This window comes from Sulfurimonas lithotrophica (assembly GCF_009258225.1).
Taxonomy (GTDB): domain Bacteria; phylum Campylobacterota; class Campylobacteria; order Campylobacterales; family Sulfurimonadaceae; genus Sulfurimonas; species Sulfurimonas lithotrophica.
The window spans coordinates 1,637,069-1,662,462 of the sequence record NZ_CP043617.1; the positions used below are offsets into that span (position 1 = coordinate 1,637,069).

The window sequence follows — 25,394 nt, forward strand, 5'->3', positions numbered from 1 at the left end:
AGTATAATACAATATTTTTTAATGTAAAGTTAAGTTTATATTGTATAAATATTATACAATCTTTAGTATATTTTAGTATCATCATTCTGTTATACTTCTCTACATAAAACATACTCATGTAAATTTAAGGAGAGAATATGTTAAAGAAAATAGTTGGAATAGGTTTAGGTTTATCGTTAGTTGCCACTTCTTTGTTGGCCGAAGTAGAAAAGAAAAAACTCACTATCGGTTTTATCGCACTGACAGATTGTGCACCGATTGTTATTGCCGAGGAAAAAGGTTTCTTTGACAAATACGGTTTAGATGTACATGTTGTAAAAGAAGGTGGCGGATGGCCCGGTATTCAGCAAAAAGTAATAAGTGGGGAATATGATTTTTCACACGCACTTGCCGGTATGCCGATAGCTGCTACTTTGGGAATTAACGGTGATGCAAACCTTCAAGCTGTATTATCACTTGATTTTAACGGTAACGGTATCACTTTTGGAAACAAAATCATCAAGCAGATGGAAAAATACGGAATGGACAAAAAAGCTCGTCCACTAAATTCAGATGCACTAAAAAAATATATAGATGCAAAACATAAAAAAGAAGGCTCAAAGTACCAACCGCTTTCATTCGGTATGGTTCACCCTGTTTCAACTCACAACTACGAGTTAAGATATTGGATGGCATCTTCTGGAATCGTTCCGGATCGTGATACTACGATTAAACCTTTCCCGCCACCGACAATGCCTTCAAACCTGATAGCTGGTAATATCGAAGGATACTGTGTCGGTGAGCCTTGGAATGAGAGAATAGTTTTAAAGAAAAAAGGTTCAACTCTTGTAACAAACTATGATATTTGGAACAACAACCCTGAAAAAGTACTTCAGACTCGTGCTGATTTTATCAAAAAGTACCCTGAAACTACAAAAGCGGTAATGAAAGCGATTTTAGAAGCTCAAATGTGGCTGGATGCATCATGGGAAAACCGTAAAGAAGCTGCAAAAATTTTAAGTAAACCAAACTATGTAAAAGCTCCCGTAAAAGTGTTGGAAAAATCTATGACGGGTACTTTTCAATACTTAAAAGGTCAAAACTCGGAAGCTAATCCTATGTTTAACGTATTTGCTAACTACTATGCTGCATATCCATTCTACTCTCACGGTATGTGGTTTATAACTCAGATGTACAGATGGGGTCAGTTAGATAAAGCTGTAGATATGAAAAAAGTAATCGAGTCTGTTTACAGACCTGACTTGTTTGCCGAAGTAGCTAAAGAGATAGGTTATTCACTTCCTCCAAGTCCATGGAAAAAAGACGGTGTAGATAAATACAATATGTTTATGGATGGAAAAGTTTGGGATCCTAACAAAGCGGTTGATTATATCTTTTCAACTGGTATTGATGAATCAAAAGTATCTAAAGAAGAACTTTTAAAAGTAAACAAATGGAGTGTTAAGACTGAACAGCCGGACTATGTATGTCCATACGGTCCTGCCGGATGTGCAGATCCGAAATACGTTACGAAATAAACTTTAAACTGATAGGCATCTATTCAAACTAGATGCCTAATGAGTTTAAACATTAAGGAATAAAAATGAAAAATGAATTAATTAAAAAGATACTATTACCACTGTTGGTCTTTGTATTGATAATCCAAGTCTGGTCGGGGATATCAACAATAGTAGATGATTTTCCGACACCAAGTGATACTTATGTAGCGGCATTTGGAGGTGTTACAAGTGATGGTGATGAGTTCGTCGGTGTTTTAAGCGACCCGTTTTATGTTGAAAATCAAGATGTTAAAGGTATCTTTTGGCAAATACTAGAGTCTTTAAAAAGAGTATTTTCAGGTTTTATTTTAGCAATACTTGTAGGTGTACCACTTGGTTTACTTATAGGTATGAGTAAAAATGCACAGTATGCTTTTGATCCCTTTATTCAAATATTTAAACCGGTATCACCGCTTGCTTGGTTGCCACTGCTGCTATTTATATTTCAAGATATAAATATGACGGCAATATCGACTATTTTTATAACATCTATCTGGCCAATCATTATAAATACGGCTTTAGGTGTTAAGAGTGTAAGTGAGGACTATATGAACGTAGCTAAGGTACTTAGGTTTTCTCCGCTGGAAAAGATAATACAGATTATTTTACCTGTATCGGTTCCGTATATTTTTACAGGGATGAGATTATCTCTTGGGATTGCATGGTTAGTAATCGTAGCAGCTGAGATGTTAACAGGTGGTATCGGTATAGGTTTTTGGATTTGGGATGAATACAACAACCTCAACTACCACAACATTATCATAGGTATCATCGTTGTAGGTCTGATTGGTTACTTACTAGACCTTATGATGGGGAAAATTGCAAATTATTTTGATTATACAAAGAAAGGTAGAGCGTAATGAATGATAAATTTTTAAGTCTGCAAAATATTGAAAAAAAATTCCCTATACCGGGGAAAGAGGATTATGTCGCGGTAACAGACGTTAATTTGGAGATTAAAAAAGATGAGATTATCTCTATTATCGGTCACAGTGGATGCGGGAAAAGTACACTTTTAAATATGATTTCAGGACTGGATGCACAAACAGACGGGACTATACTTCTTGAGAATAAACATGTCTCAGGTCCGGGACCCGAGCGTGCAGTAGTATTTCAAAATCATTCTCTTTTACCATGGTTAACGGTATATCAAAATATTGAAATGGCTGTAAAAAAGGTAATGCCTGAACTTAGTTCAGCAGAGCTTAGAGAGAGGGTTGAGAAGTTTGTATCTATGGTAAATCTAGACCATGCGAAAGATAAACTTCCTGATGAGATAAGTGGCGGTATGAAACAACGTGTAGGTATTGCAAGGGCTTTGTCTATTAAACCTAAAGTACTTTTAATGGATGAACCATTTGGTGCGCTTGACTCTTTAACACGTGCAAATTTACAAGAGCATCTGATGAGGATACAACAAAATGTTAAAAATACGGTTATAATTATTACACACGATATTGATGAAGCCGTACTTCTTAGTGACAGAGTTATTATGATGACAAACGGACCTGAAGCTACCATAGGTGAGATACTGGAAGTAAACTTAGAGCGTCCAAGAGACAGAGTATCACTTCAAAGTGATCCTGAATACATTAGATGCCGAGAAGCAATTTTAAGCTTCCTATACGAAAAGTTTGCTAAAGATGATGAATAGATAAAAGGAAATACTGTGCAAGAATTTATGAGCACATACAAAGAAAACGTAAAAGATATTGAAAACTTTCTAATCGAGACTGTTTTTAATCTTGGAAATTTAGAAGAGAGGGAGAGTGAAGACTTTAAAAAAGTCTTTAAAGTCTTTCCATCATTAGAGCTTATATATGCCTGTGATGAAAGTACAATGCTTCAGACTTCTGAAAATATATACAGAAATAAAAAAAGTAAATCACCAATTGGAAGAAACAGAGATTACCTTCTTAGCAAAGCAGAATTTAACGATAGCAACCTTGCTATAACAAAACCTTACATCAGCAGTGCTACAGGTGATACTTGTATAACCGTAGCAAAAAAAGAAAACGATAAAATCTATTTTCTTGATTTTAATATCTCTATCTTACTTCAAAGACTTGGACTTATAGAGATACACAGCGGTTTTAACTTTGTAAGTAAAAGTTTTTACTTCCTTACGGCAAATATTATGATGATACTGGCACTTTTTACTATAGGTTATTCTGTATATGAATTTGGTCATTCTTTATTATTTAAAGGTGAGTTATCAATAGAAGCTATATTCAAGCCTGTTATTGCACTGACACTCGGACTAGCTATATTTGACCTTGCAAAAACAGTATTTGCACAAGAAGTTGTGTTTAAAAGTTATTCAAAAAATTCAACAGAAGAGTATAAAGTATTAACAAAATTCTCCATTACAATTATTATCGCTTTACTAATTGAGTCACTTATGGTCGTATTTAAAATCGCTATAGATGACTACTCACATATGATACATGCTTTTTATCTTATTGGCGGAGTTTCTGTTTTAATCTTAACACTTGGAATGTTCATATATTTTACAAAGAAGAAAGGCTAATATGCAAAATAGCCACATAAAAACATCAGGGTTTTCACTTGCAAAAGGCAAGGAATTAACCGGAGATGACTTTTATGATGTAAAAACTATAGGCAACCTCACTATAGGTATAGTGTGTGACGGTGTGGGAAGTGCCGAAGAAGGTGCTCATGCCGCACAAAGAGTTACTACATACTTAATGAACAACTTTAAAATTCGTCCAAAAAGCTGGAGTATTGAAAAATCTATAAAAAATTTTATAAAGTCAATAAACTCTATTCTTTATGAAGAATCAATCATAAACTATGAAAGAGCTGAACTTGTTACTACTTTAACAATAGTAGTCATTGAAGGTAATAAACTATACGGCGCCAATGTCGGAGATTCAAGGGTATATCTACTAAGAGATAAAAAACTAAACAAACTCTCGTTTGATCATTCCATGAATGAAGTTGGGTATGAAAATGTCTTGACACAAGCTATAGGAATAGAAAAAGAAGTTGAACCGTATTATTTTGAAAATATAGTTCAAAAAGATGATGAAATTTTACTTTGCAGTGACGGTCTCTATACAATAATGAGTGAAAACCGTCTTGAAAAAGGGATCTCTTTAGGGGCTTCTACACTAGTTAAAAAAGCTTCCAAACTTACAGAAGACAATCTTCCCGATGATACTACCGCTGTCGTATTACAGATAAAAGAAACCAACCAAATAGAGAAGCTAAAACAGCAAAAACTTGGTATTCCAGAGTCATTAAAAGTCGGTGAACTTATCGATGGATATAAACTGAAAAAACCTCTTATTCAAAACGAGCGGACATGGCTGTGTACTAAAAAAAACAAACAGTATGTAGTTAAGTTTGCACCTACTGAGGCAATAGATGATGAAACAATCTTAGACCTGTTCGTAAAAGAGGCTTGGAATGCAAAAAGGTTAAAAACAGACTTTTTTCCAAAAGCCGTTATCCCAAAAAACAGGACTTCAAGATATTATGTCATGCAACTATTTGATGGTGAGGATCTAGATTCATATCTATCAAATAAACAACTAACCATAGATGACGGCGTAGAACTGGCATCTACACTTCTAAAGATGTCACATTATTTACTAAAGAATGATTTAGTTCATGGAGATATAAAACCTCAAAACGTGATGATATCAAAAGATGAGAATGAAAATTTAGAGTTTAAAATCATAGATTTTGGAAGCATAACGGAGATTTTTTCTAAAAATACGCGTGCGGGAACTCCAAGCTTTTTATCTCCTGAGAGATTTAGGGATGAATCTATTAGTGAGACAAGCGAGATATTTGCAATTGGTGTTACATTATATCTATCACTTACAGGTAAATATCCTTACGGAGAAATTGAGCCCTTTCAAAACCCGAACTTTAAAGATGCAAAAAAACCAAGCATTTACAATAAAAATATACCACACTGGTTAGACAGCGTAATACTACGCTCAATCGCAATAGATAAAGAGATAAGGTATGAGCACTATTCAGAGATGATATATGAGCTCTCAAATCCTCAAAAAGTTAAACCCTATTTTTCAAAGAATACTCCACTGATTGAGCGTGAACCTGTTTTATTTTACAGAGTCGGATTTACTATAATGACAATCATCAACTTTATACTTATTGTTTTATTAGTTAAATAATTTTTATATAATGTCCTTTTAATTTAAAGGATATTATACTCATGTCAAAATTCGTAAAATTTCAATGCAACTTAGATACTTTCATAGATGATTTAAACAATATATTAGATGCAAATAACAAACAGATTGATGCGCTTTTAAAACAAAACGACAAAACATACGCTTCATTTGTAAAACCGATTCAGATAATGGATGAAAAACTTGAACTGTTTTTTACACCATTATCACACCTGAATTCTGTAAACAACTCTGATGATACACAAAAAACTTACAGTGATGCCCTGCCTATTATTACTGAGTATTCAACAAATATATCTCAAAACATAGATATATACAATGCGTATAAAGAGATTTTTGAAAATGAAAAAGAGACTTTAAACCATGAACAAAACAGAGTACTTGAACTTAACATTCAAGGCTTTGAACTTAGCGGTGCACATCTGGATGCTGAGACAAAAAAAAGATTAGCAGAGATAAATATCAAAAAAAGCGAACTGCAAAATAATTTCTCCCAAAATCTGCTTAACGCAACTAATGCCTATGAGAAAATAATTACGAATGAAAAAGATGTAGAAGGCATTCCTGCAAGTGATTTAGAAGGAGCAAAGTTTGAAGAAGACGGAGTTACCAAATACCGTTTTACACTTCAGATGCCTTCATATATCGCATATATGACATACGGACCAAACCGAGATATAAGAGAGGAGATATATAAAGCTTATGTATCACGTGCACCCCAAAATGCACAAATAATAGATGAGCTATTAGCACTTCGCCATGAAATGAGTAATCTGCTGGGATTTAAAAACTATTCAGAGTATTCTCTTGCATCTAAGATGGCAGATTCAACAGATAGTGTATTAAGCTTTTTGGATAAACTTCTTAAAAATTCAAAAGCCCAGGCCAAAGAGGAGTTAAAAGAGCTTCAAAATATGAGTGAGACAAAACTGGAGAGTTTTGACAGTGCATTTTACAGCGAGATACTTAAGAAGAAAAAATACTCTATCGACGAAGAGGAATTTCGTCCCTATTTTGAGCAAAAAAGCGTTGTGAATGGTATGTTTGAGTTTTTAAATAAACTATTTTCAATTGAATTCAAAAAAGTAGATGAAGAGTTATGGGACGAAAAAGCCACTTCATATGATCTGTATGTAGATAATAAACTTCGCTCACGCCTTTATTTTGATTTAGAGGCTAGAAAGTCTAAACGCGGCGGTGCTTGGATGCACAACTTCCAAACTCACTCTACAGATGAAAGTGGTGATATAAAACTTGCATCTGCATTTTTAGTTTGTAACTTCCCTTCTTCTACAAAAGACTCTCCATCACTTTTAAGACACGATGACGTAGTGACTTTATTTCATGAGATGGGTCATGCAATACACCATGTATTATCAAATGTAAAAGAGAGTGAAGTCAGTGGAGTTAACGGTGTTGAGTGGGATGCGGTCGAGTTCCCGTCTCAATTTTTGGAAAATTTTGCTTATGAGCCAAAAGTATTAAAGATGTTTGCAAAACATCATAAAACAGGAGAGGTAATACCTGATGAAATGATACAAAAGCTTGTAGATTCCAAAAACTTTATGTCGGCTTCAGGGATGCTAAGACAATTAGAATTTTCTATATTTGATTTTAAACTTCATACAAAAGCTTATAAAGGTAACGAGGTTCAAAATCTACTAAATGAGATTAGAGAAGAAACTGCCCTTATCCAAACTCCATCATATAATAAGTTCCAAAACGGTTTTGCGCATATCTTTGCAGGCGGTTATGCTGCTGGTTATTACTCTTATAAATGGGCTGAAGTTCTTAGTGCCGATGCATTTTTTAGAGTTGTTGACGAAGGGATTTTTGATTCAAGTACTGCTAAAAACTATTTAGATATCGTACTAGATGGCGGAGGAGCTAAAAGTATGGGCGAATATTTTAATCTTCTTATGGGTAGGGACGCGGATACAGATAGTCTTTTAAGACTAAACGGAATTAAATAGTGAAGATATTATCTTTATTATTTTTTCTCATTAGCATATTATATGGAGGGACCCAATTGAAAATAGCTACTTATAATGTTGAAGCTTTATTTGATTTGGAAAAAAAAGGTTATAAATACAAAGAGTACAAACCAAATTCTAAATCACTATGGAATAAAAAAAACTATAATATAAAGCTAAATAATATAAGTAAAGTTATAAAAGATATAGATGCGGATATTATAGCCCTGCAAGAGGTACACTCACTTCAGGCACTAAAAGACTTAAGATTAAAACTAAAACAAAATGGCTTATATTATAAGTATTTTACAATAGCGGATAAAAAAGATTCTGCTATAAAAGTTGCACTGCTAAGTAAAATTCCATTTGTTTATGCAAAAGAAATAAATGTAACATCAACATATAAATACAGAAATATTTTGGAAGTAAAATTTAAAGTGGAAAATCAAGAGTTTTACCTGTTTAATAATCACTGGAAATCTAAAAGCGGACCTGAAAGTATGCGAATGGTATCTGCTAAAGCATTGAGAGATAGAATTGAGAAGATAGGATATGATAAAAATATAATTTTGTTAGGTGATTTTAATTCACACTATGAAGAAAATAAACTATTTATAAAAAATAGAAAACATAATGATACAAACGGCAAGACAGGCATAAACGACATACTAAGAACAAAATATCAAATAAAAAATGCTAAAAATACAAAATATAAAAAAAATAGTTTTTACAACCTTTGGTATGACACAAATTTAGAAGAAAGATATAGTTATATATTTAAAGGTGAAAAAGAGGCTTTGGACAATATATTGGTATCTCAGTCACTTCTAAATAATAAAGGGATGAGCTACAAAGACAACTCTATAAAAAACTTCTCAAAAGATTATTTGATGTATAAAGGAAAATATCCTTACAGATGGCAGGTATCAAAAGCCAGAGTACCTAAACATAAGGGCAAAGGTTATTCTGACCATTTAGCTGTAATAGCTACATTCATATTTAATTAAGACACCATTCAATCGGTGATTTATTATGCGCTAATAAATAATTATTAGACTGAGAAAATGGCTTTGAACCAAAAAATCCCCTATACGATGAGAGAGGAGATGGATGTGGAGCTTTAAGTATTAAGTGCTTTGAGTTGTCTATCATTTTCTCTTTCATCTGTGCAGGTCTTCCCCATAATATAAACACTACATTTTCTAATTTATCACTAATAGCCTTTATCGTAGCATCTGTAAAAAATTCCCAACCTTTTCCTTGATGTGAATTAGCTTGACTGGCACGAACCGATAATACCGCATTTAGTAAAACTACACCTTGATTTGCCCATGATTGAAGATTTCCGCTTGTAGGATAAGAACAGCCCATATCATCAACTAATTCCGTAAATATATTTTTTAATGATGGTGGATATGCAATTCCGTCTTGAACAGAAAAAGATAAACCATGAGCCTGATTTGGACCATGATACGGATCTTGACCCAAAATAACAACTTTAACATCTGAAAACTCCGTAGAGTTATAAGCATTAAAAATATTAGAGTTTTTTGGGTAAATTGTATATTTTGATTGTTCGTCTTTTAAAAAAAGTTTTAAATTATAAAAATAGTCTTTATTAAATTCATTCTGTAAAACATTGATCCAGCTCTGAGGTATTTTAGGGTTGACTTTTGACATAGATTTCCTTATTTAAAAAGGATATTTTATCTAATTTTTTTAGTTTAGTAAGTGATTGTTGAAAATAATATAAAAAAAAGTAAGAAATTGATCAACTAGGCGGCGACCTACATTTCCAATCCTGAAAGGACAAGTATTATCAGCGATGAGAGGCTTAGCTTCTGGGTTCGGAATGGGGCCAGGCGTTTCCCTCTCTCTATTGCCACCTAGACAATCAAGTGTAAATACATTGTATTAATGTACTTACACTTGACTGTGTTAGTTTTGTTGAGGGTTATATAATTGTTAAAGTCAACTTCTAAATAATCACAAAGACTATTTGTTTAGTTATACACTAAACAAGGTAGTGAAGCTTAAAAAAAAGACGATCGTACTATTAGTACTGGTCAGCTAAACACGTTACCGTGCGTACACACCCAGCCTATCAAGCTTGTAGTCTTCAAGCGTACTTCAGGGAACGTTCATCTTGGAGTTGGCTTCCCGCTTAGATGCTTTCAGCGGTTATCACATCCGTACGTAGCTACCCAGCTATGCCCTTGGCAGGACAACTGGTGCACCAGTGGTACGTTCAACCCGGTCCTCTCGTACTAGGGTCAAATCTCCTCAACGTTCCTACGCCCACGGAAGATAGGGACCGAACTGTCTCACGACGTTCTGAACCCAGCTCGCGTACCGCTTTAAATGGCGAACAGCCATACCCTTGGGACCTGCTCCAGCCCCAGGATGCGATGAGCCGACATCGAGGTGCCAAACCTCCCCGTCGATGTGAGCTCTTGGGGGAGATCAGCCTGTTATCCCCGGCGTACCTTTTATCCTTTGAGCGATGGCCCTTCCACACAGAACCACCGGATCACTATGACCGACTTTCGTCTCTGCTCGAGTTGTCTCTCTCACAGTCAGGCTAGTTTATGCCATTATACTCTACGAAGGATTTCCAACCCTTCTGAACTAACCTTTGTAAGCCTCCGTTACTTTTTAGGAGGCGACCGCCCCAGTCAAACTACCCACCAGACATTGTCCTCCTGCAGGATAGACTGCAGCGAGTTAGCTATCAGAATATTCAGGGGTGGTATCTCAAGGATGCCTCATATACAACTGGCGTCATATAATCAAAGGCTCCCACCTATCCTGCACATGAATATCCCAATAGCAGTGTCAAGCTATAGTAAAGGTGCACGGGGTCTTTCCGTCTTTCCGCGGGTAGGAGGAATTTTCACCTCCACTACAATTTCACTGGATTTATTGTTGAGACAGCTCCCATCTCGTTACGCCATTCATGCAGGTCGGTATTTAACCGACAAGGAATTTCGCTACCTTAGGACCGTTATAGTTACGGCCGCCGTTTACTTGTGCTTCAATTCATGCCTTCGCAAAGCTAAGCAATCCTTTTAACATTCAAGCACCGGGCAGGCGTCACACCCTATACATCCTCTTACGAGTTAGCAGAGTGCTGTGTTTTTGGTAAACAGTCGGGAGGGACTCTTTGCTGCCACCCGTAGTTGCTTTGAAGAGCAAGTCTTCTAACAATTAGGGTACACCTTATACCGAAGATACGGTGCTATTTTGCAGAGTTCCTTAACAATAATTCATCCACGCGCCTTAGAATACTCATCTCACCCACCTGTGTCGGTTTACGGTACGGGCAACATTACATCTCGTTTAGAGGCTTTTCTCGGCACGACAGTATCAACGATTCAAAACGCTCTCCGAAGAGATTGTTCTGCCTGTCAGGTCTCGGATACACGTTAAGCGGATTTGCCTACTTAACATCCTACACCCTTCGAGCCACATTTCCATCAGTGACCTCGTTTAACTCTATGCGTCCCCCCATCACTCAAATGATGTAATGTCGGTATCGGAATATTAACCGATTTGCCATCGTCTACCCCTTTCGGACTCGACTTAGGTCCCGACTAACCCTACGATGACGAGCATCGCGTAGGAAACCTTGGGTTTTCGGCGAAGAAGATTCTCACTTCTTTTCTCGCTACTCATGCCTGCATGCTCACTTCCATCCGCTCCAGTACTCCTTACCGGTATACCTTCGATGCTGAATGGAACGCTCTCCTACCACTTACACTAATGTGTAAATCTAAAGCTTCGGTGTTTATCTTAGCCCCGTTATATTTTCGGCGCAGAATCGCTAGACCAGTGAGCTGTTACGCTTTCTTTAAAGGATGGCTGCTTCTAAGCCAACCTCCTGGTTGTCACAGCAACTCCACATCCTTTTCCACTTAGATAAAACTTTGGGACCTTAGCTGTTAGTCTGGGTTGTTCCCCTCTCGACATAGGATTTTATCACCCTACGCCTGACTGCCATGGATTCCCCTGTAGTATTCGGAGTTTGATAAGGTTTGGTACCGCGGTAAGCAGCCCTAGCCTGTTCAGTGCTCTACCCCTACAGGGTTCTAACATGACGCTATACCTAAATATATTTCGGAGAGAACCAGCTATCACTGAGTTTGATTGGCCTTTCACCCCCATCCACAAGTCATCCCAAGACTTTTCAACGCCTACGGGTTCGGTCCTCCACTGGCTCTTACACCAGCTTCAACCTGCTCATGGATAGATCACTCAGTTTCGGGTCTGCAGCATCTGACTAATTCGCCCTATTAAGACTCGCTTTCGCTACGGCTTCGCGTTCGCTTAACCTTGCCAGATACCACAACTCGCAGGCTCATTATGCAAAAGGCAGTCTGTCACACTTATATATAATAGTGCTCCAAATGATTGTAAGCCATAGGTTTCAGGTTCTATTTCACTCTGCTCACCGCAGTCCTTTTCACCTTTCCCTCACGGTACTTGTTCGCTATCGGTCTAGTAGTAGTATTTAGGGTTGGAGGGTGGTCCCCCCATATTCAGACAAAATATCACGTGTTCCGTCCTACTCATTCCATACCTTAGTTCCACACAAAAGTTTTCGCTTACGGGAATATCACCCTCTATGTTCACACTTTCCAGAGTGTTCAGCTAACTAATGTGCTAAATGTATGCGCCCTACTCCAGTTTCGCTCGCCGCTACTCCCAGAATCTCAATTGATTTCTCTTCCTTCAGGTACTGAGATGTTTCACTTCCCTGAGTTCGCCCCCCGAAGGGTGACACGATTCACACCGTGCCGGGTTGTCCCATTCAGAAATCCCCGGATCAAAGCTTCTTGGCAGCTCCCCGAGGCTTTTCGCAGCCTAGTACGTCTTTCATCGCCTCTACTAGCCAAGGCATCCACCTATGGCCCTTAATATCTTTATTCTAATTCGCTTCACTACCTTGTTTAATGTACTTTAATACCTCAAACAAGTCAGTAATCTTATTATTGTAGTTATTTAGTTGTTATAATTAAATTGACCTATTGTTATATCTAATAAATTATCTATAACTAGTTTCTTTAACTATAGTTGTTGACTTTAACAATTGTATTTTAAATGAACATAAAAAGTTAATTTTAATGGTGGAGAATAGCGGGATCGAACCGCTGACCTCCTGCGTGCAAGGCAGGCGCTCTCCCAGCTGAGCTAATTCCCCATAACTGATTAAACTTTTTTTGTGATTGTATCTTCAATGATCACAGATCACTGAAAACTAAGTAAGCAACATTCTAACAACTAATTAGTTCGTGAGAACTTTTCTGAGCCAACTAAACGAATAGTTGCTCTTACTCTAGAAAGGAGGTGATCCAACCGCAGGTTCTCCTACGGTTACCTTGTTACGACTTCACCCCAGTCGCTAATTCCACCGTAAGCGGTAGCCAGTTTGGCATTCCGATTTCGGGTGAAATCAACTCCCATGGTGTGACGGGCGGTGAGTACAAGACCCGGGAACGTATTCACCGTAGCATTGCTGATCTACGATTACTAGTGATTCCAGCTTCATGCTCTCGAGTTGCAGAGAACAATCCGAACTGAGAGACGCTTTAAGAGATTAGCTCCACCTCGCGGTATCGCAACTCTCTGTACGCCCCATTGTAGCACGTGTGTAGCCCTGGCCGTAAGGGCCATGATGACTTGACGTCGTCCTCACCTTCCTCCTCCTTACGAAGGCAGTCTCCTTAGAGTGCCCAGCCGAACTGCTGGCAACTAAGGACGAGGGTTGCGCTCGTTGCGGGACTTAACCCAACATCTCACGACACGAGCTGACGACAGCCGTGCAGCACCTGTTTTCTAGTTCCCCGAAGGGCACTACCGTATCTCTACAGTATTCTATCAATGTCAAGGCCAGGTAAGGTTCTTCGCGTATCGTCGAATTAAACCACATGCTCCACCACTTGTGCGGGTCCCCGTCTATTCCTTTGAGTTTTAATCTTGCGACCGTACTCCCCAGGCGGAACACTTAATCTGTTAAGTGCATCACCGAGATGACAAGCATCCCGACGACTAGTGTTCATCGTTTAGGGCGTGGACTACCGGGGTATCTAATCCCGTTTGCTCCCCACGCTTTCACGCCTTAGCGTCAGTTATGTTCCAGCAGATCGCCTTCGCTTTAGGTATTCCTAGTGATATCTACGGATTTTACCCCTACACCACTAATTCCATCTGCCCCTCCCATACTCTAGGTTGCCAGTTTCCAATGCAGTTCTATGGTTAAGCCATAGGATTTCACATCAGACTTGACAACCCGCCTACGCGTCCTTTACGCCCAGTGATTCCGAGTAACGCTTGCACCCTCCGTATTACCGCGGCTGCTGGCACGGAGTTAGCCGGTGCTTATTCATATGCTACCGTCATTTTCTTGACATATAAAAGGAGTTTACACACCGAAATGCGTCATCCTCCACGCGGCGTTGCTGCATCAGAGTTTCCTCCATTGTGCAATATTCCTCACTGCTGCCTCCCGTAGGAGTCTGGTCCGTGTCTCAGTACCAGTGTGGCGGATCATCCTCTCAAACCCGCTACCCGTCATTGCCTTGGTGAGCTCTTACCTCACCAACTAGCTGATAGGATATAGTCTGATCCCAAAGCGAAAAAACATTTTCCTCGCAATCTTTTGATTTAGAGGCTTATCCAGTATTAATCACCGTTTCCAGTGGCTATCCTAGTCTTTGGGGCACATTAACTATATATTACTCACCCGTGCGCCACTCGTCAGCAAGGAGCAAGCTCCTCCTGTTACCGTTCGACTTGCATGTGTTAAGCACGCCGCCAGCGTTCACTCTGAGCCAGGATCAAACTCTCCATAATTGAATGCTTGATTCCATAGCCCAAGATCAAAATCTTTGGCTTTGTTTTATGTATATACTATATATAATATATACACGTAAAGTATCTATTGCTATAAATACCAAGTATTTATAGAATAGACGGTTGTTGTTATTGTGTTTTATAAAGTAAACTTTTTAAAACCGTTAACTAATTTCTTTATTAGTTGTTAGTTAGTTCACTTACTTAGTTTTCAATGATCTCAAACGTCTTCAGCTTTTACCTAAACTCTAGGTTGCTTCCGTTTGTGGATGGGAATTATAGGAGGAATTTACTTAAAGACCGCTTAGAATTTTAACAAATGCAAAAAGATTTTTTTATTGATGTTAAATATAATATTATTAGCAGTTATTAAAATAGAACTTAAACTATTATTTTCTAGTTTTTGATATCCAGCCACCGCCTATCAACTTATTGCCATCATAAAATACTGCGGCTTGTCCTGTCGCAACACCAAATACATCTTCTTTAAGTACTACTTTTGCCTTGTTATCTTCTATGATGACATGACATGGAACGGCTTTGGTTCTATATCTAAGTTTAACAAAGGTATCAAACTCTTTCTCATCATTATACATATTAAGGTTTGCTAATTCTACATATTTACAGGAAAGTTCTTCTCTTTTACCGACAATAATTTGATTATTTTTTGCATCTATACTTAGTACATAATGTGGTTCATGTGCGCCCCGCACGGTAAAACCTTTTCTTTTTCCTATTGTATAATGCATATAACCTTTATGTTCTCCGATAACTTTTCCGTTTGTATCTAAGACATCACCTTTTTTATCTACTTCTACATAATCTTTTAACAAATCAGTATATGTAGTATCTACAAAACATATTTCAGATGATTCTCCTTGAGAAGCAAATGATTCTAATCCTTTAATAGATGCAGCGAACTTTTTTATATCTGATTTTTTTCTCTCACCGAGTGGAAAAATCAATCTAGGCAAAATATCTTTATTGACATAGAATAGAAAGTAACTTTGGTCTTTTGTATCATCTTCTGCTTCATAAAAGTACTTTCCGTCAGTTTTAATATAGTGTCCTGTCGCTAAATAGTCAGCACCTATTTTATCTGCGAATTTAATCATTTCACCAAATTTTAAACTTCTATTACATAAGGCACACGGATTAGGGGTCTTTCCATCTTCGTAAGTATCTATAAAGGGTTGAAATACCTTTTCATTAAATATATCTTGTAAATCTAATACATGAAGTTTTATCCCGACAAAATCAGCAGCTTTTTGTGCACGCGCCAAGTGTATTTCATGATAACCCGGCTTAGAGTGAAGTTTCATATACAATCCTTCAACTTCATAACCATCTTCTTTTAACAATAATGCACTTACCGTAGAGTCTATGCCTCCACTCATTCCAACTAAAACTTTTTTCATAACATTACTCAAAAAACTTCTTTAATGATTTAAAATAAGTTGTATCTTCAAGACCTTCATCTTCTAAAATATCTATTTGTCTGTTTAAAGATTTTTCTATCTCATTCGCTACATATTCTAAACTATCTGTTAAACATATTAAATCAAGGTCTTCCTTATCTATCATACCTGATTTCAGAAGTTTTGACTCTATAAAATCAATTAGGGGTTTAAAAAATTCTTCACCGACTACAAATACTTTAACACCTGTAATTTTTCTAGTTTGAATTAAAGTAAGAGCTTCAAACAATTCATCTAATGTTCCATAGCCGCCGGGAAAAATAACGTATGCCATGGAATATTTTACTAACATTACCTTTCTTGAAAAAAAATAGTCAAAATTTAAATCTTTTGTCGTATATGGGTTTGGGGTTTGTTCAAACGGTAAATCTATATTAAGTCCTATAGATTCAACTCCACCTTCTTCATGTGCACCACGGTTTGCTGCTTCCATAATTCCCGGTCCGCCACCGCTCATTATATTAAAACCTCTCTGTGCCAACATTTTTGTCAACTCTTTAGCCTGATGATAAAAAAAATCATTTTCAGAAGTCTTTGAACTTCCAAAAACCGTTACCGTAGGTCCAATTTCACCTAAATCATCAAAACCTTTTACAAAATCTGCAATTATTTTAAATACACTCCAAGTATCGGCAGATTTTATATCCCTTACATACTTTTTACTAATATTTCCATTTTTTTTCATTTTTTATGCTTTATGACTTTAACTGTGCTAATCTTTCTTTTTTAGTTCCTATCGTAGTTATTTGAATTCCAAAATTTCCATCAACTATTACAACTTCACCCTGAGCTATTATATGATTATCTACTAAAATATCCAATGGATCATTTGCTAGTTGATTGAGTTCAACTACCGAACCTATATCCATATTTAGAACATCTTTTAATAGCATCTTTTTCTTACCTATTCTTACACGAACAGGTAATTTAACATCCATAATGAGAGAGATATTATTGATTTCACTAGGACTTAAATTAGCTTCATTAATACCTACATCCTGTAATGAAGTATTAGATGTGCTTGTATCCAAAGTCGATTCAGGTGAACCAAAAAGTGCTTTTTCCAATTCTTCATCAATAATAAACATCAATAATGCACTTATAGATTCTATTTCAAAATCGTATTTATGCATATTTGCGTATTCTTCAAGACTTACTTCATTATCATCATTTATATATTCAATATCTTCTACTTTAAAATTTAAAACAGGTATATCGCTTTGTGAAGACAATACTGTATTTATAGTTCCAAATATTGTACTAAATGTTTCTTTCGCACCGTCTAAATCATCTTCATTTATATTATCACGATTAGCTAACTCTTCCCCCATCATCAAATCAGATAAGGCAGCGGCCATATTCGGTGTGACGGCAACCATGGCTTTGGCATTGTTAACTGCACCGCTTACACTTAGCTTAATAAGAACAATCGGTGGTATGATGTTAGCCATCATATTTAACTCTTGTTTCTCTTTTAAAGTTAATGTCGGAAGAACTCCCACCATTGTCTCAACATTTTTAACAACTTCATCTTCTAGTAACTTAATAAATTCACTCATTTTATTCACCCACTTCTTCTTCGTCATTAATTATCTCAGAAACACCGGATATCTTATCATGACGTTTTTTCTCAAAATTTTCTAATGCACGTTTAACTGCATCTTTTTCCGTATCTATTACCTCTGTTATCTGTATAGATTTTCTAAACCTTCTAAGTCCTATCTCCCCACGGAATCTGTCTTTACCGTCTATACAAACCGTTACTATATCATTGGCTGCTTCTGATAGTCTAATAACGTCTCCCGTCTGCAATTCCAAAATATCTCGTAAAGTAAGCTCTGCATTACCAAGATTTGCTTCTACGGTTACTTTTGCACCACCAAGTAATACTTGAAGCTCAGTATTTCTACTTTTTTTCGAACTTGTCTCGTTTAACATCAAGTCACGCGAAGCTAACCTTGGAAGAACAGGTTCTAGGGAGATAACCGGATAACATATATTCATCATACCGGAACTATGCCCGATAATAATCTCCATTACTACCATGACTACGATTTCATTTTGAGCAACGATTTGGACAACGTTAGGACTGGATTCTTTTGATTCTATATTTGGATAAATTTCCATTACAGGACCCCAAGCTTCTTTGAGAGTCCCCATCATTACACGCAAAATTGATTCAAAAAGTGAAAGTTCTATATCAGAAAACTCGCGAGATGCGTCAAAAGGTTCACCTTTTCCACCAAGAAGACGATCTAGCATAGGAAAGGCGATAGTCGGATTTATCTCGATAACTCCGCTTCCTTCTAACGGTTTTACGGAAAAAACATTAAAGCTGGTCGGATTTGGTAAAGACATTAAAAATTCACCGTATGTCATCTGATCAACAGAATGAAGTTGAATCTCAACGATTGAACGCATAATAGATGAAATCTGACTTGCCAGTGAACGTGCCATCTTATCATGAATACCGCGAAATGCACGAAGCTGTTCTTTTGATACCCTGTTAGGTCTTTTAAAATCATAAAGAGTAGCTTGTTTTTGTGGATGAGATATATCCTCAGAGGTATCTGGTAAATCCCCGCCTTCATCTTCTAAAACGTCTAAAAGTGAATCAATTTCATCTTGACTTAATATATCAGCCATTATTCATTTCCTACGCTTTGTTTAATTTTTTGTAGTACGGACTTGTGAATTTGTGAAATTCTTGATTCGGTTATATCCAGTATTTCACTTATTTCTTTTAATGTCAACTCTTCAAAGTAGTATAACTGAATAATCATTTGCTCACGCTCACTATATGTCATAAGTACACTTTTGATAACTCCCACAAGTTCATCTCTCTCAACTTTTGCAAGGGCTGCACCTTCATCACCAACTTGAAGTTGGTCATGTAAAGGCATAACCGTATATATACTAGATGCAATACGTGCTTCATGAATTTTTTCGATACTTTCATCTAGCATCTCCGAAAGCTGTTCATCTGAAGGTTCTTCATCATGTTCAACTCTATACTCTTCAATAGCATAATCAATCTGTTTAATAAGTTTTCTGCTGGCACGGCTTAATATATCAAGGCTTCTTAGATAATCAAGCATAGCTCCATACACACGTTTTTTTGCATAACCCCAAAAAGAATCGTTTAAGCTCTCATCATATCTGCGTGCCAGTTTTATTAATTCTTCTGTTCCGATAGCGGATAAATCCATATAATCCACAGAACTTGGAAGTCTCTCTTTTAGCCTAAATGACATAGCTTTAACTGCAGGAAGATATTGTATAGCTAACTCATCCTCTTTATGTTTTATGTCACTATGGTATCCGTTATGCATTATGATGACCTGACTCTTTGTTAACTTTAATAGCTTCATCGGTTATTTTCATGGCGGAGTCGATAAGCTTTTCACGTCTGTCAATCTCTTCTACAAAAATATCCAGATGTTTTTCATGTATATCTTTTGGAAACATATATGTTTTTAGTGCTATGGTTTTAAAGTAAAATGCAACTATAACATGGGAAAATAGGTAAAAAAAAGCAGTTATAAAAAATGTGTAAAGTAGTAGTCCTTCGGCATCAAAAGATTTTAAAACACCAAAAATTATACCTACAAAAAAACCTTGAACTGTAAAAAAATACACAAAATTTTCACCTAACATAAGCACCCCAAAATTTACTTCTAAAAATGTTGCATCAAGCGTTTAAACAGTCCGCTTAAACCACTATCATCAGCAGAAACTAGCACGTTTCGTTCCAATCTTGTAATAATTTTATTTGCTATTTGCTCCAAATCTTTATATACGGAAGAGTTTGCAGAACTTACACAAAACAACTCTCTTTTTTTAATAGAAGAAGATACTTTTACATCTTCATTCAGTTTTCCGTAAAATTCTAAATTTAATTCCGGCGTAATATTTGAATGAGCTACTTGTTTAATTTTTTGAAAAATTGCAAGTGCTTCTTTTTCATTTTTTACCTGATTTAATATCATACCGATATCGTTTCTCAAGTTTGATATCGTCTTAACTGTAGCATATGCATCCGTAATTGCGGCAGGATCTGGTACTGTTACTACTATCACATCATCCGAAGCATTTAAAAACATCTGTATATGTTCACCGATCCCTGCTCCCGTGTCTATTATCATTACATCAAGTTTGTCTAATATTTCCGCTTCTTGCATAAACTTTTCAAAAAGTGCTTTATCGGCATATTTTAAAATTTCGTCTCCACTCTCTCCCGGAATAAGAATCAAATTTCTAGTTACCGGAATAAGTATATCTTGAACCGATGCTTCACCTTTTAAAACATGTAAAATATTTTTTTTAATCTTTACGTTAAACATAACATCAAGGTTTGCTAAACCGATATCTGCATCAAATATTCCAACATTTAATCCGCTTTTTGAGAGCATATAAGCCAAATTTGAACTAATCGTGCTTTTACCTACTCCGCCTTTGCCGCTTGTTATAGCAATGAAGCGAGTATTGCGAGAACGTTTTTTAGACGATGATGCTACAAGTTTTTCAAGTTTTTCTGCCTGATGCCCCATCATGCCTTACTCCTGTTAAAACCATTAAGCATACACTCAACCAAAAATTCACTTGTAGCACATACTAAATCCTCAGGGACTTCTTGACCAACCGAAAAATAACTAATAGGCTTTTTGGTCTCATAAGTAAGAGAGAAAATATTTCCGTATCCTTTTGTCTCGTCAAGTTTTGTAAACATCAAAGTATCAATACCTAAAGATGAAAAGTTTTCATACGTTAAAAGCATATCTTCATACTTTATCGAACTTGGCATAGTTAATACTACATCTACACTATACTCTGTATCATTAGCTGCCAAACACTCATAAATTTTCTCTATTTTATTTTTATCGTACGGACTTGAGCCCATAGTATCTATTAAAATGTAATCACAATATTTTAAAGATTCAAGCGCAGCTGAAAACTCAGGAGGATCTACGACAGTCTCAATCCCCAGTTTCATCATCCTTGCATACTGCATCAACTGCTCAACCGCACCGATACGGTATGTATCTAAAACAACTAACCCTACTTTATATTTTTTCTGCATTAAAAAAGAATATCTGGCTGCAAGCTTTGCTATAGACGTCGTTTTTCCCACACCTGTAGGTCCTACGAGCATTATTACTTTTTTATTTCCTATACTTGGTGTACTCTCTAATCTAATAGGTATAACTTTTCTAAGCAGAGTTTGAAAATAACGCTTTACGGTTGTAGAATTTTCCCGCATCTTTAAAGGCATATGTTCTAGTGTCATTCTCATAATAACATCTAGATGTTCTCTGCTCATACCGCTTTGAGCCGACAGTCTATATATTTCAGCAAATTCCGGCGGTATTTGACTCTGTAATTCAGGTGATTTCTCATCCCAAAACATATCTTGAATTAATTTTACTTTATCACCTAGTTTATTAATCTGAGCCTTAATCTCTTTTAGCTCTTTAGGTTCTGCATAAGTTAAATTTTGCATTGTTTTGTTCTTATGCTCCCCATAATCAAACTGAGGTCTTGTAACATCGGAAATCTGTGAAATCTGTTCGGCAGATTTTGAGATATTAAAAAGTACGTCTTCACTCTCTTTTTTTAAAGGTGTTTGGTTTTGAAGCGGCTTCTTTGGTTTTTGATAACCGGACGATATATCACTTTCTTCAATTCCGATTACTATTTCATATAAAGGTTCTTTACCTAATGCTTTTTTTTGAATTTCGCGAGTTTCAATAAGCATCCCTTCATCACCAACCTCCATTTTAGCTTTTTTTAGTGCTTCTGAAGGGGTTTTGCCGCTAAAAGTTAAAATCTTCATCTATATAAATCCATTAAAGGTATCAATACGCTTTCTCTCTCTCTCCAATGTGGATGCGGAACTTTTAATCTTTTATTATTGATATTTGCATTATCAAAGAATATTATATCCAAATCCAAACTCCTAGGTGCATTTGCAAAACTTCTTTTTCTTCCAAATTTTTTTTCAACCATTTGAAGATATTTTAGCATCTGCATAGGAGTCATACCTGTTTTTAAAACAACTAAAGCATTAAAAAAATCATCTTGTTCCCTAAACCCAAACGGTGGATTTTTTAAAATAGATGACGTTTGTAAAACTTCAACTTTTTTACTTTTTTTTAAAAAATAAAAAAGATGTTCAAATCTTCGTTTAACATCTCCGATATTTCCACCTATTCCAACAGTAACTTTATGAGTAAATTTTGTTTTTTGAGTGGTTTTATATCCAAAACGTAAACCTTTATACAAAACAAGTTTATCGTTTAGTTTACGCTGTAGATACATATATTATTTAGATTGAGCCTGTTGTTGTGCTGCTTGCGCAGCTGCAATCTCTTGCATAATTTGCGTCATACCGACCATAGCTAAGTGGTAACCAAAAGGACCAAAACCTACGATAGAAGATGCACATACAGGTGCAACCATATTTTCTTTTCTAAACTCTTCACGACGATGAATATTTGAGATATGAACTTCAATTGTCGGAATACCGACTGCACTAATCGCATCACGAATAGCGATTGACGTGTGCGTATATGCTGCAGGGTTAATAATAATTCCATGAGCTTCACCGTAACATTCTTGAATTTTATCTACGATTTCACCCTCTAAATTTGACTGAAAAAATTCAATCTCGATTTTATTTTGTTCAGCAAACTCTTTCATTTGAGCATGTATTTGTTCTAATTTCATCGGTCCGTAAATTTGTTGTTCTCTGACACCTAACATATTTAGGTTTGGACCTTGGATAACTACTACTTTCATTTTTTACCTTGTGTTTTAACTTTAAAGGGATATTTTATCTTATAGAATATTAAAGTTGATTGATTTTTAACAAATGATGTATAATTCCACATATAAACTACATTAAAGAAATAATATGCAAATAATTACGCCACACTATATATTTTTAGATGACAGAATATCTACAAATTTATCTGTCGCTTATGATAATACAATTAAAAAAATAGCACCCTATGAACAACTTTTAGAAGAGTTTCCCGATGCTAAGGTTACTTCGCTTAGGGAAAATTCTCTGCTGATGCCAGGACTTATAAACTCGCATGTACATATAGAATTCAGTGCAAATAAAACAAAACTCTCATATGGTGATTTTATCTCTTGGCTCTATAGCGTAATCGAAAACCGTGAAGACTTAATTAACGATTGTTCATATGAGTGTATGCAAAAAGCAACAGATGAGATGCTAAAATCGGGAATAACGACTTTTGGTGCAATATCTTCTCATGCAATGGATTTGGAAGTTTGTGCAAACGCAAAACAAAATGTTGTGTTCTTTAATGAGCTCATTGGAAGCCAAGCTGCAGCTGCCGATGCATTGTATGGTGACTTCTTATCACGTTTAGATGCCTCAAAAGCAATAGAACGTGAAGGTTTTTACCCTGCAATTGCTATACATTCGCCTTATTCGGTGCATCCTATACTTGTAAAAAAAGCGATAGAACTTGTTAAAAATGAAAACTTAAAACTAACGGCACATTTTATGGAATCTCAGGCTGAACGTGACTGGCTTGATAAAAGTGACGGTGATTTTAAAGAGTTTTTTCAAACACTTTTGAAACAAAACTCTGCCGTATGCGACAGTGAAGAATTTCTAAGTTATTTTGAGGGTGTCAATGTACTTTTTACACATGCTACTACAACTAATAAAAAAGAGTTAGACAGCATCTCTAAAAATAAGCAGACTATCATACACTGCCCTATTTCAAATCGACTCTTAGGTAATAAAACATTAAATATCAAAGAGTTAAACGATAAAAATATTCGTTGGGTAGTAGCTACCGACGGACTTAGTTCAAACTACAAATTAGACTTGTTTGAAGAGATGAAAATATCTCTTTTTATGCATCCCTCAGAACCGCTGCTAGACTTTGCAAAACAACTTTTAAAAAGTGTTACAAAAGATGCCGCAGATGCACTTGGATTAAACACAGGTGAGATTAAAGAGGGGAAAAATGCAGATATGATTGTGCTTGATCTAGATGCAGAACCTAATGAAGAACTTCCGATTCATATTATTTTACACAGATACAATGTATCTAAAGTTATTATTAACGGTAAAGATGCTCTTTAGGAACATTCTTTATCATAGATAACAAATCTGTTACGTCCATCTTTTTTAGCTTTATAAAGCATTTCATCTGCTATGGATATTAACTGTTCTTCTTTAAATGTCTGGGTAACTTTGCAAGATATTACGCCAACCGACATTGTCAAATAATCGTTAATTTGACTACCTTTATGTTCTATTTTTAAGTTTATTATATTATCACAGATTTTTTGTGCCATTTCAGAACTGTTTTGAGTATCTGTATCACTCATTAAAACCCCAAACTCTTCGCCTCCTAGTCTAAAAACATAATCACTTGGTCTTTGAAAAATGCTATCTAATTTTTGAGCAACTTTTTTCAAAGCGTTATCACCTTCAATATGACCGTATGTATCGTTATACTGTTTAAAATAATCGATATCAAGCATCATAAACGTCAAATATTTTTTAGAGCGTTTGGCTCTTAAAACTTCTTTTTCAAAAATAAGATTAAAATAGCGTCTGTTATGCAGATTTGTTAACGAATCCGTATATGAAGCATCTTCGAGTTTTTTATTTGCGCGTTTTAATTTTTTGTGTGCTATTTCAAGTTCTGTTTGATCACCCTGGATGCTCTTAAATACATAGTATGATATTATAAGTATTCCAAAAATTACAATCAGTAAGACTAAACCTACCTCTCTAATGATTGAATCATATGTATTTAAAAAATTCTTTCTTTCATATTGTGCTATTTCTATTTCATAATTAATTAATTTTTTTATTGTTTGATGTATATGCCGAATCTTTTTTTCTAAAAGCGTAATTGATATTTTTTTAAATTTTTTTTCATCTTTTGCATATTTTAGAAGTTTTTGAAAATATAAATTTGTATTATTTATTTCTAAAGATACATATTCTACATATTGCAGTTCTTCATCTCTTTTAAAATGACTCTCGTAACTCTTCCAAATATTTTCAATCTTAGATATAGAATTTTTTATTTTAGAGTATGCTTCATCTGAATTTATTTCGGATGATTTTGCCTTAAATACGACTGCAGGCAGCTCTCCGTCATATATTTGTATAATTTCGTTTAATTCCGTAACAGGTACTAATGAACCAAAATACAATGAATCGATATTTTTTTTCATCTCATTTATATTTATAGTACCTATAATAGCTATAACAATAAGACCAAGTGTTACCAATATGAACAAAAACAGTAACTTGCTTCTTAGTTTTAATGCTTCAATAAACTTCATAATTTGACTTTAAGCAAC

At 35.7% G+C, this 25,394-nt stretch carries 20 protein-coding genes, 1 tRNA gene and 3 rRNA genes; 8 read left to right on the forward strand and 16 right to left on the reverse strand.

The annotated features are described in order from the left end of the window. Positions 1–137 precede the first annotated feature (137 nt). The 7 genes from FJR48_RS08200 to FJR48_RS08230 all read left to right on the forward strand — a co-directional run bounded on the left by FJR48_RS08200 (position 138) and on the right by FJR48_RS08230 (position 8,705). Complete coding sequence (locus FJR48_RS08200; protein ID WP_152307663.1) at positions 138–1,517, forward strand: CmpA/NrtA family ABC transporter substrate-binding protein; 1,380 nt, start codon at positions 138–140, stop codon at positions 1,515–1,517. Positions 1,518–1,582: 65 nt separating this feature from the next. Continuing rightward, complete coding sequence (ntrB, locus tag FJR48_RS08205) at positions 1,583–2,398, forward strand: nitrate ABC transporter permease (protein WP_152307664.1); 816 nt, start codon at positions 1,583–1,585, stop codon at positions 2,396–2,398. Next, a complete protein-coding gene (locus FJR48_RS08210; protein ID WP_152307665.1) occupies positions 2,398–3,192 on the forward strand; it encodes an ABC transporter ATP-binding protein in 795 nt (264 codons plus the stop codon). The genes ntrB and FJR48_RS08210 overlap by 1 nt, the downstream gene beginning before the upstream one ends. Positions 3,193–3,207: 15 nt before the next feature. After that, positions 3,208–4,068, forward strand: a complete 861-nt coding sequence (locus FJR48_RS08215; RefSeq protein ID WP_152307666.1) for a hypothetical protein — start codon at positions 3,208–3,210, stop codon at positions 4,066–4,068. Between the two features lies 1 nt (position 4,069). Then, positions 4,070–5,707, forward strand: coding sequence for a bifunctional protein-serine/threonine kinase/phosphatase (locus FJR48_RS08220; RefSeq protein WP_152307667.1), 1,638 nt, complete (start codon positions 4,070–4,072; stop codon positions 5,705–5,707). A 41-nt stretch (positions 5,708–5,748) separates the two neighbouring features. Continuing rightward, complete coding sequence (locus FJR48_RS08225) at positions 5,749–7,698, forward strand: M3 family metallopeptidase (RefSeq protein WP_152307668.1); 1,950 nt, start codon at positions 5,749–5,751, stop codon at positions 7,696–7,698. Positions 7,699–7,754: 56 nt separating this feature from the next. After that, positions 7,755–8,705: an endonuclease/exonuclease/phosphatase family protein gene (locus tag FJR48_RS08230; RefSeq protein ID WP_241856039.1), complete on the forward strand. Its 951-nt coding sequence runs from the start codon at positions 7,755–7,757 to the stop codon at positions 8,703–8,705. Here FJR48_RS08230 and FJR48_RS08235 read toward each other — a convergent pair. The 15 genes from FJR48_RS08235 to aroQ all read right to left on the reverse strand — a co-directional run bounded on the left by FJR48_RS08235 (position 8,698) and on the right by aroQ (position 22,826). Beyond that, positions 8,698–9,378: a uracil-DNA glycosylase gene (locus tag FJR48_RS08235; protein WP_152307670.1), complete on the reverse strand. Its 681-nt coding sequence runs from the start codon at positions 9,376–9,378 to the stop codon at positions 8,698–8,700. The two genes, FJR48_RS08230 and FJR48_RS08235, sit on opposite strands and share 8 nt — an antisense overlap. 94 nt (positions 9,379–9,472) lie before the next feature. Further along, positions 9,473–9,588: ribosomal RNA gene (rrf, locus tag FJR48_RS08240) — 5S ribosomal RNA — on the reverse strand. Between the two features lie 145 nt (positions 9,589–9,733). Further along, positions 9,734–12,625 (reverse strand): 23S ribosomal RNA (locus FJR48_RS08245). A 197-nt stretch (positions 12,626–12,822) separates the two neighbouring features. Further along, positions 12,823–12,898 (reverse strand) — tRNA-Ala (locus FJR48_RS08250). Between the two features lie 139 nt (positions 12,899–13,037). Beyond that, a 16S ribosomal RNA gene (locus FJR48_RS08255) occupies positions 13,038–14,550 on the reverse strand. Together the 16S, 23S and 5S rRNA genes with 1 tRNA gene alongside form the textbook arrangement of a ribosomal RNA operon. Positions 14,551–14,939: 389 nt before the next feature. Continuing rightward, positions 14,940–15,968: a tRNA 2-thiouridine(34) synthase MnmA gene (gene mnmA, locus FJR48_RS08260; protein WP_152307671.1), complete on the reverse strand. Its 1,029-nt coding sequence runs from the start codon at positions 15,966–15,968 to the stop codon at positions 14,940–14,942. Positions 15,969–15,972: 4 nt separating this feature from the next. Beyond that, complete coding sequence (locus FJR48_RS08265) at positions 15,973–16,713, reverse strand: LOG family protein (RefSeq protein WP_152307672.1); 741 nt, start codon at positions 16,711–16,713, stop codon at positions 15,973–15,975. Between the two features lie 10 nt (positions 16,714–16,723). Continuing rightward, on the reverse strand, positions 16,724–17,587 hold the full coding sequence (fliY, locus tag FJR48_RS08270) for a flagellar motor switch protein FliY (RefSeq protein WP_152307673.1): 864 nt from the start codon (positions 17,585–17,587) through the stop codon (positions 16,724–16,726). Between the two features lies 1 nt (position 17,588). Beyond that, positions 17,589–18,674 (reverse strand): flagellar motor switch protein FliM, encoded by a 1,086-nt coding sequence (gene fliM / locus FJR48_RS08275; protein ID WP_152307674.1) that lies wholly within the window; start codon positions 18,672–18,674, stop codon positions 17,589–17,591. After that, positions 18,674–19,360, reverse strand: coding sequence for an RNA polymerase sigma factor FliA (locus tag FJR48_RS08280; RefSeq protein WP_152307675.1), 687 nt, complete (start codon positions 19,358–19,360; stop codon positions 18,674–18,676). Before FJR48_RS08280 ends, fliM begins: the two co-directional genes overlap by 1 nt. After that, positions 19,353–19,685, reverse strand: a complete 333-nt coding sequence (locus tag FJR48_RS08285; protein WP_152307676.1) for a hypothetical protein — start codon at positions 19,683–19,685, stop codon at positions 19,353–19,355. The genes FJR48_RS08280 and FJR48_RS08285 overlap by 8 nt, the downstream gene beginning before the upstream one ends. A gap of 20 nt (positions 19,686–19,705) precedes the next feature. After that, the gene (locus FJR48_RS08290) at positions 19,706–20,581 is read right to left on the reverse strand and encodes a P-loop NTPase (RefSeq protein ID WP_152307677.1); all 876 of its coding nucleotides are present in this window, start codon (positions 20,579–20,581) and stop codon (positions 19,706–19,708) included. Continuing rightward, positions 20,578–21,861, reverse strand: a complete 1,284-nt coding sequence (gene flhF / locus FJR48_RS08295; protein WP_152307678.1) for a flagellar biosynthesis GTPase FlhF — start codon at positions 21,859–21,861, stop codon at positions 20,578–20,580. Before flhF ends, FJR48_RS08290 begins: the two co-directional genes overlap by 4 nt. Beyond that, the gene (folK, locus tag FJR48_RS08300; protein WP_152307679.1) at positions 21,858–22,346 is read right to left on the reverse strand and encodes a 2-amino-4-hydroxy-6-hydroxymethyldihydropteridine diphosphokinase; all 489 of its coding nucleotides are present in this window, start codon (positions 22,344–22,346) and stop codon (positions 21,858–21,860) included. The genes flhF and folK overlap by 4 nt, the downstream gene beginning before the upstream one ends. A 3-nt stretch (positions 22,347–22,349) precedes the next feature. Further along, on the reverse strand, positions 22,350–22,826 hold the full coding sequence (gene aroQ / locus FJR48_RS08305; RefSeq protein WP_152307680.1) for a type II 3-dehydroquinate dehydratase: 477 nt from the start codon (positions 22,824–22,826) through the stop codon (positions 22,350–22,352). 115 nt (positions 22,827–22,941) lie between these two features. Here aroQ and mqnF point away from each other — a divergent pair, with 115 nt between their 5' ends. Next, positions 22,942–24,156, forward strand: coding sequence for an aminofutalosine deaminase family hydrolase (gene mqnF / locus FJR48_RS08310; protein ID WP_152307681.1), 1,215 nt, complete (start codon positions 22,942–22,944; stop codon positions 24,154–24,156). Here mqnF and FJR48_RS08315 read toward each other — a convergent pair. Then, positions 24,153–25,376 (reverse strand): diguanylate cyclase domain-containing protein, encoded by a 1,224-nt coding sequence (locus FJR48_RS08315; RefSeq protein WP_152307682.1) that lies wholly within the window; start codon positions 25,374–25,376, stop codon positions 24,153–24,155. The genes mqnF and FJR48_RS08315 overlap by 4 nt on opposite strands. Between the last annotated feature and the right edge of the window lie 18 nt (positions 25,377–25,394).

Bases quoted from the DNA above. Each gene is read 5' to 3' on its own strand.
- FJR48_RS08200 (WP_152307663.1), top strand. From the start codon at position 138: ATGTTAAAGAAAATAGTTGGAATAGGTTTAGGTTTATCGTTAGTTGCC.
- ntrB (WP_152307664.1), top strand. From the start codon at position 1,583: ATGAAAAATGAATTAATTAAAAAGATACTATTACCACTGTTGGTCTTT.
- FJR48_RS08210 (WP_152307665.1), top strand. From the start codon at position 2,398: ATGAATGATAAATTTTTAAGTCTGCAAAATATTGAAAAAAAATTCCCT.
- FJR48_RS08220 (WP_152307667.1), top strand. From the start codon at position 4,070: ATGCAAAATAGCCACATAAAAACATCAGGGTTTTCACTTGCAAAAGGC.
- FJR48_RS08225 (WP_152307668.1), top strand. From the start codon at position 5,749: ATGTCAAAATTCGTAAAATTTCAATGCAACTTAGATACTTTCATAGAT.
- FJR48_RS08235 (WP_152307670.1), bottom strand. From the start codon at position 9,378: ATGTCAAAAGTCAACCCTAAAATACCTCAGAGCTGGATCAATGTTTTA.
- mnmA (WP_152307671.1), bottom strand. From the start codon at position 15,968: ATGAAAAAAGTTTTAGTTGGAATGAGTGGAGGCATAGACTCTACGGTA.
- FJR48_RS08265 (WP_152307672.1), bottom strand. From the start codon at position 16,713: ATGAAAAAAAATGGAAATATTAGTAAAAAGTATGTAAGGGATATAAAA.
- fliY (WP_152307673.1), bottom strand. From the start codon at position 17,587: ATGAGTGAATTTATTAAGTTACTAGAAGATGAAGTTGTTAAAAATGTT.
- fliM (WP_152307674.1), bottom strand. From the start codon at position 18,674: ATGGCTGATATATTAAGTCAAGATGAAATTGATTCACTTTTAGACGTT.
- FJR48_RS08280 (WP_152307675.1), bottom strand. From the start codon at position 19,360: ATGCATAACGGATACCATAGTGACATAAAACATAAAGAGGATGAGTTA.
- FJR48_RS08285 (WP_152307676.1), bottom strand. From the start codon at position 19,685: ATGTTAGGTGAAAATTTTGTGTATTTTTTTACAGTTCAAGGTTTTTTT.
- FJR48_RS08290 (WP_152307677.1), bottom strand. From the start codon at position 20,581: ATGATGGGGCATCAGGCAGAAAAACTTGAAAAACTTGTAGCATCATCG.
- flhF (WP_152307678.1), bottom strand. From the start codon at position 21,861: ATGAAGATTTTAACTTTTAGCGGCAAAACCCCTTCAGAAGCACTAAAA.
- folK (WP_152307679.1), bottom strand. From the start codon at position 22,346: ATGTATCTACAGCGTAAACTAAACGATAAACTTGTTTTGTATAAAGGT.
- aroQ (WP_152307680.1), bottom strand. From the start codon at position 22,826: ATGAAAGTAGTAGTTATCCAAGGTCCAAACCTAAATATGTTAGGTGTC.
- mqnF (WP_152307681.1), top strand. From the start codon at position 22,942: ATGCAAATAATTACGCCACACTATATATTTTTAGATGACAGAATATCT.
- FJR48_RS08315 (WP_152307682.1), bottom strand. From the start codon at position 25,376: ATGAAGTTTATTGAAGCATTAAAACTAAGAAGCAAGTTACTGTTTTTG.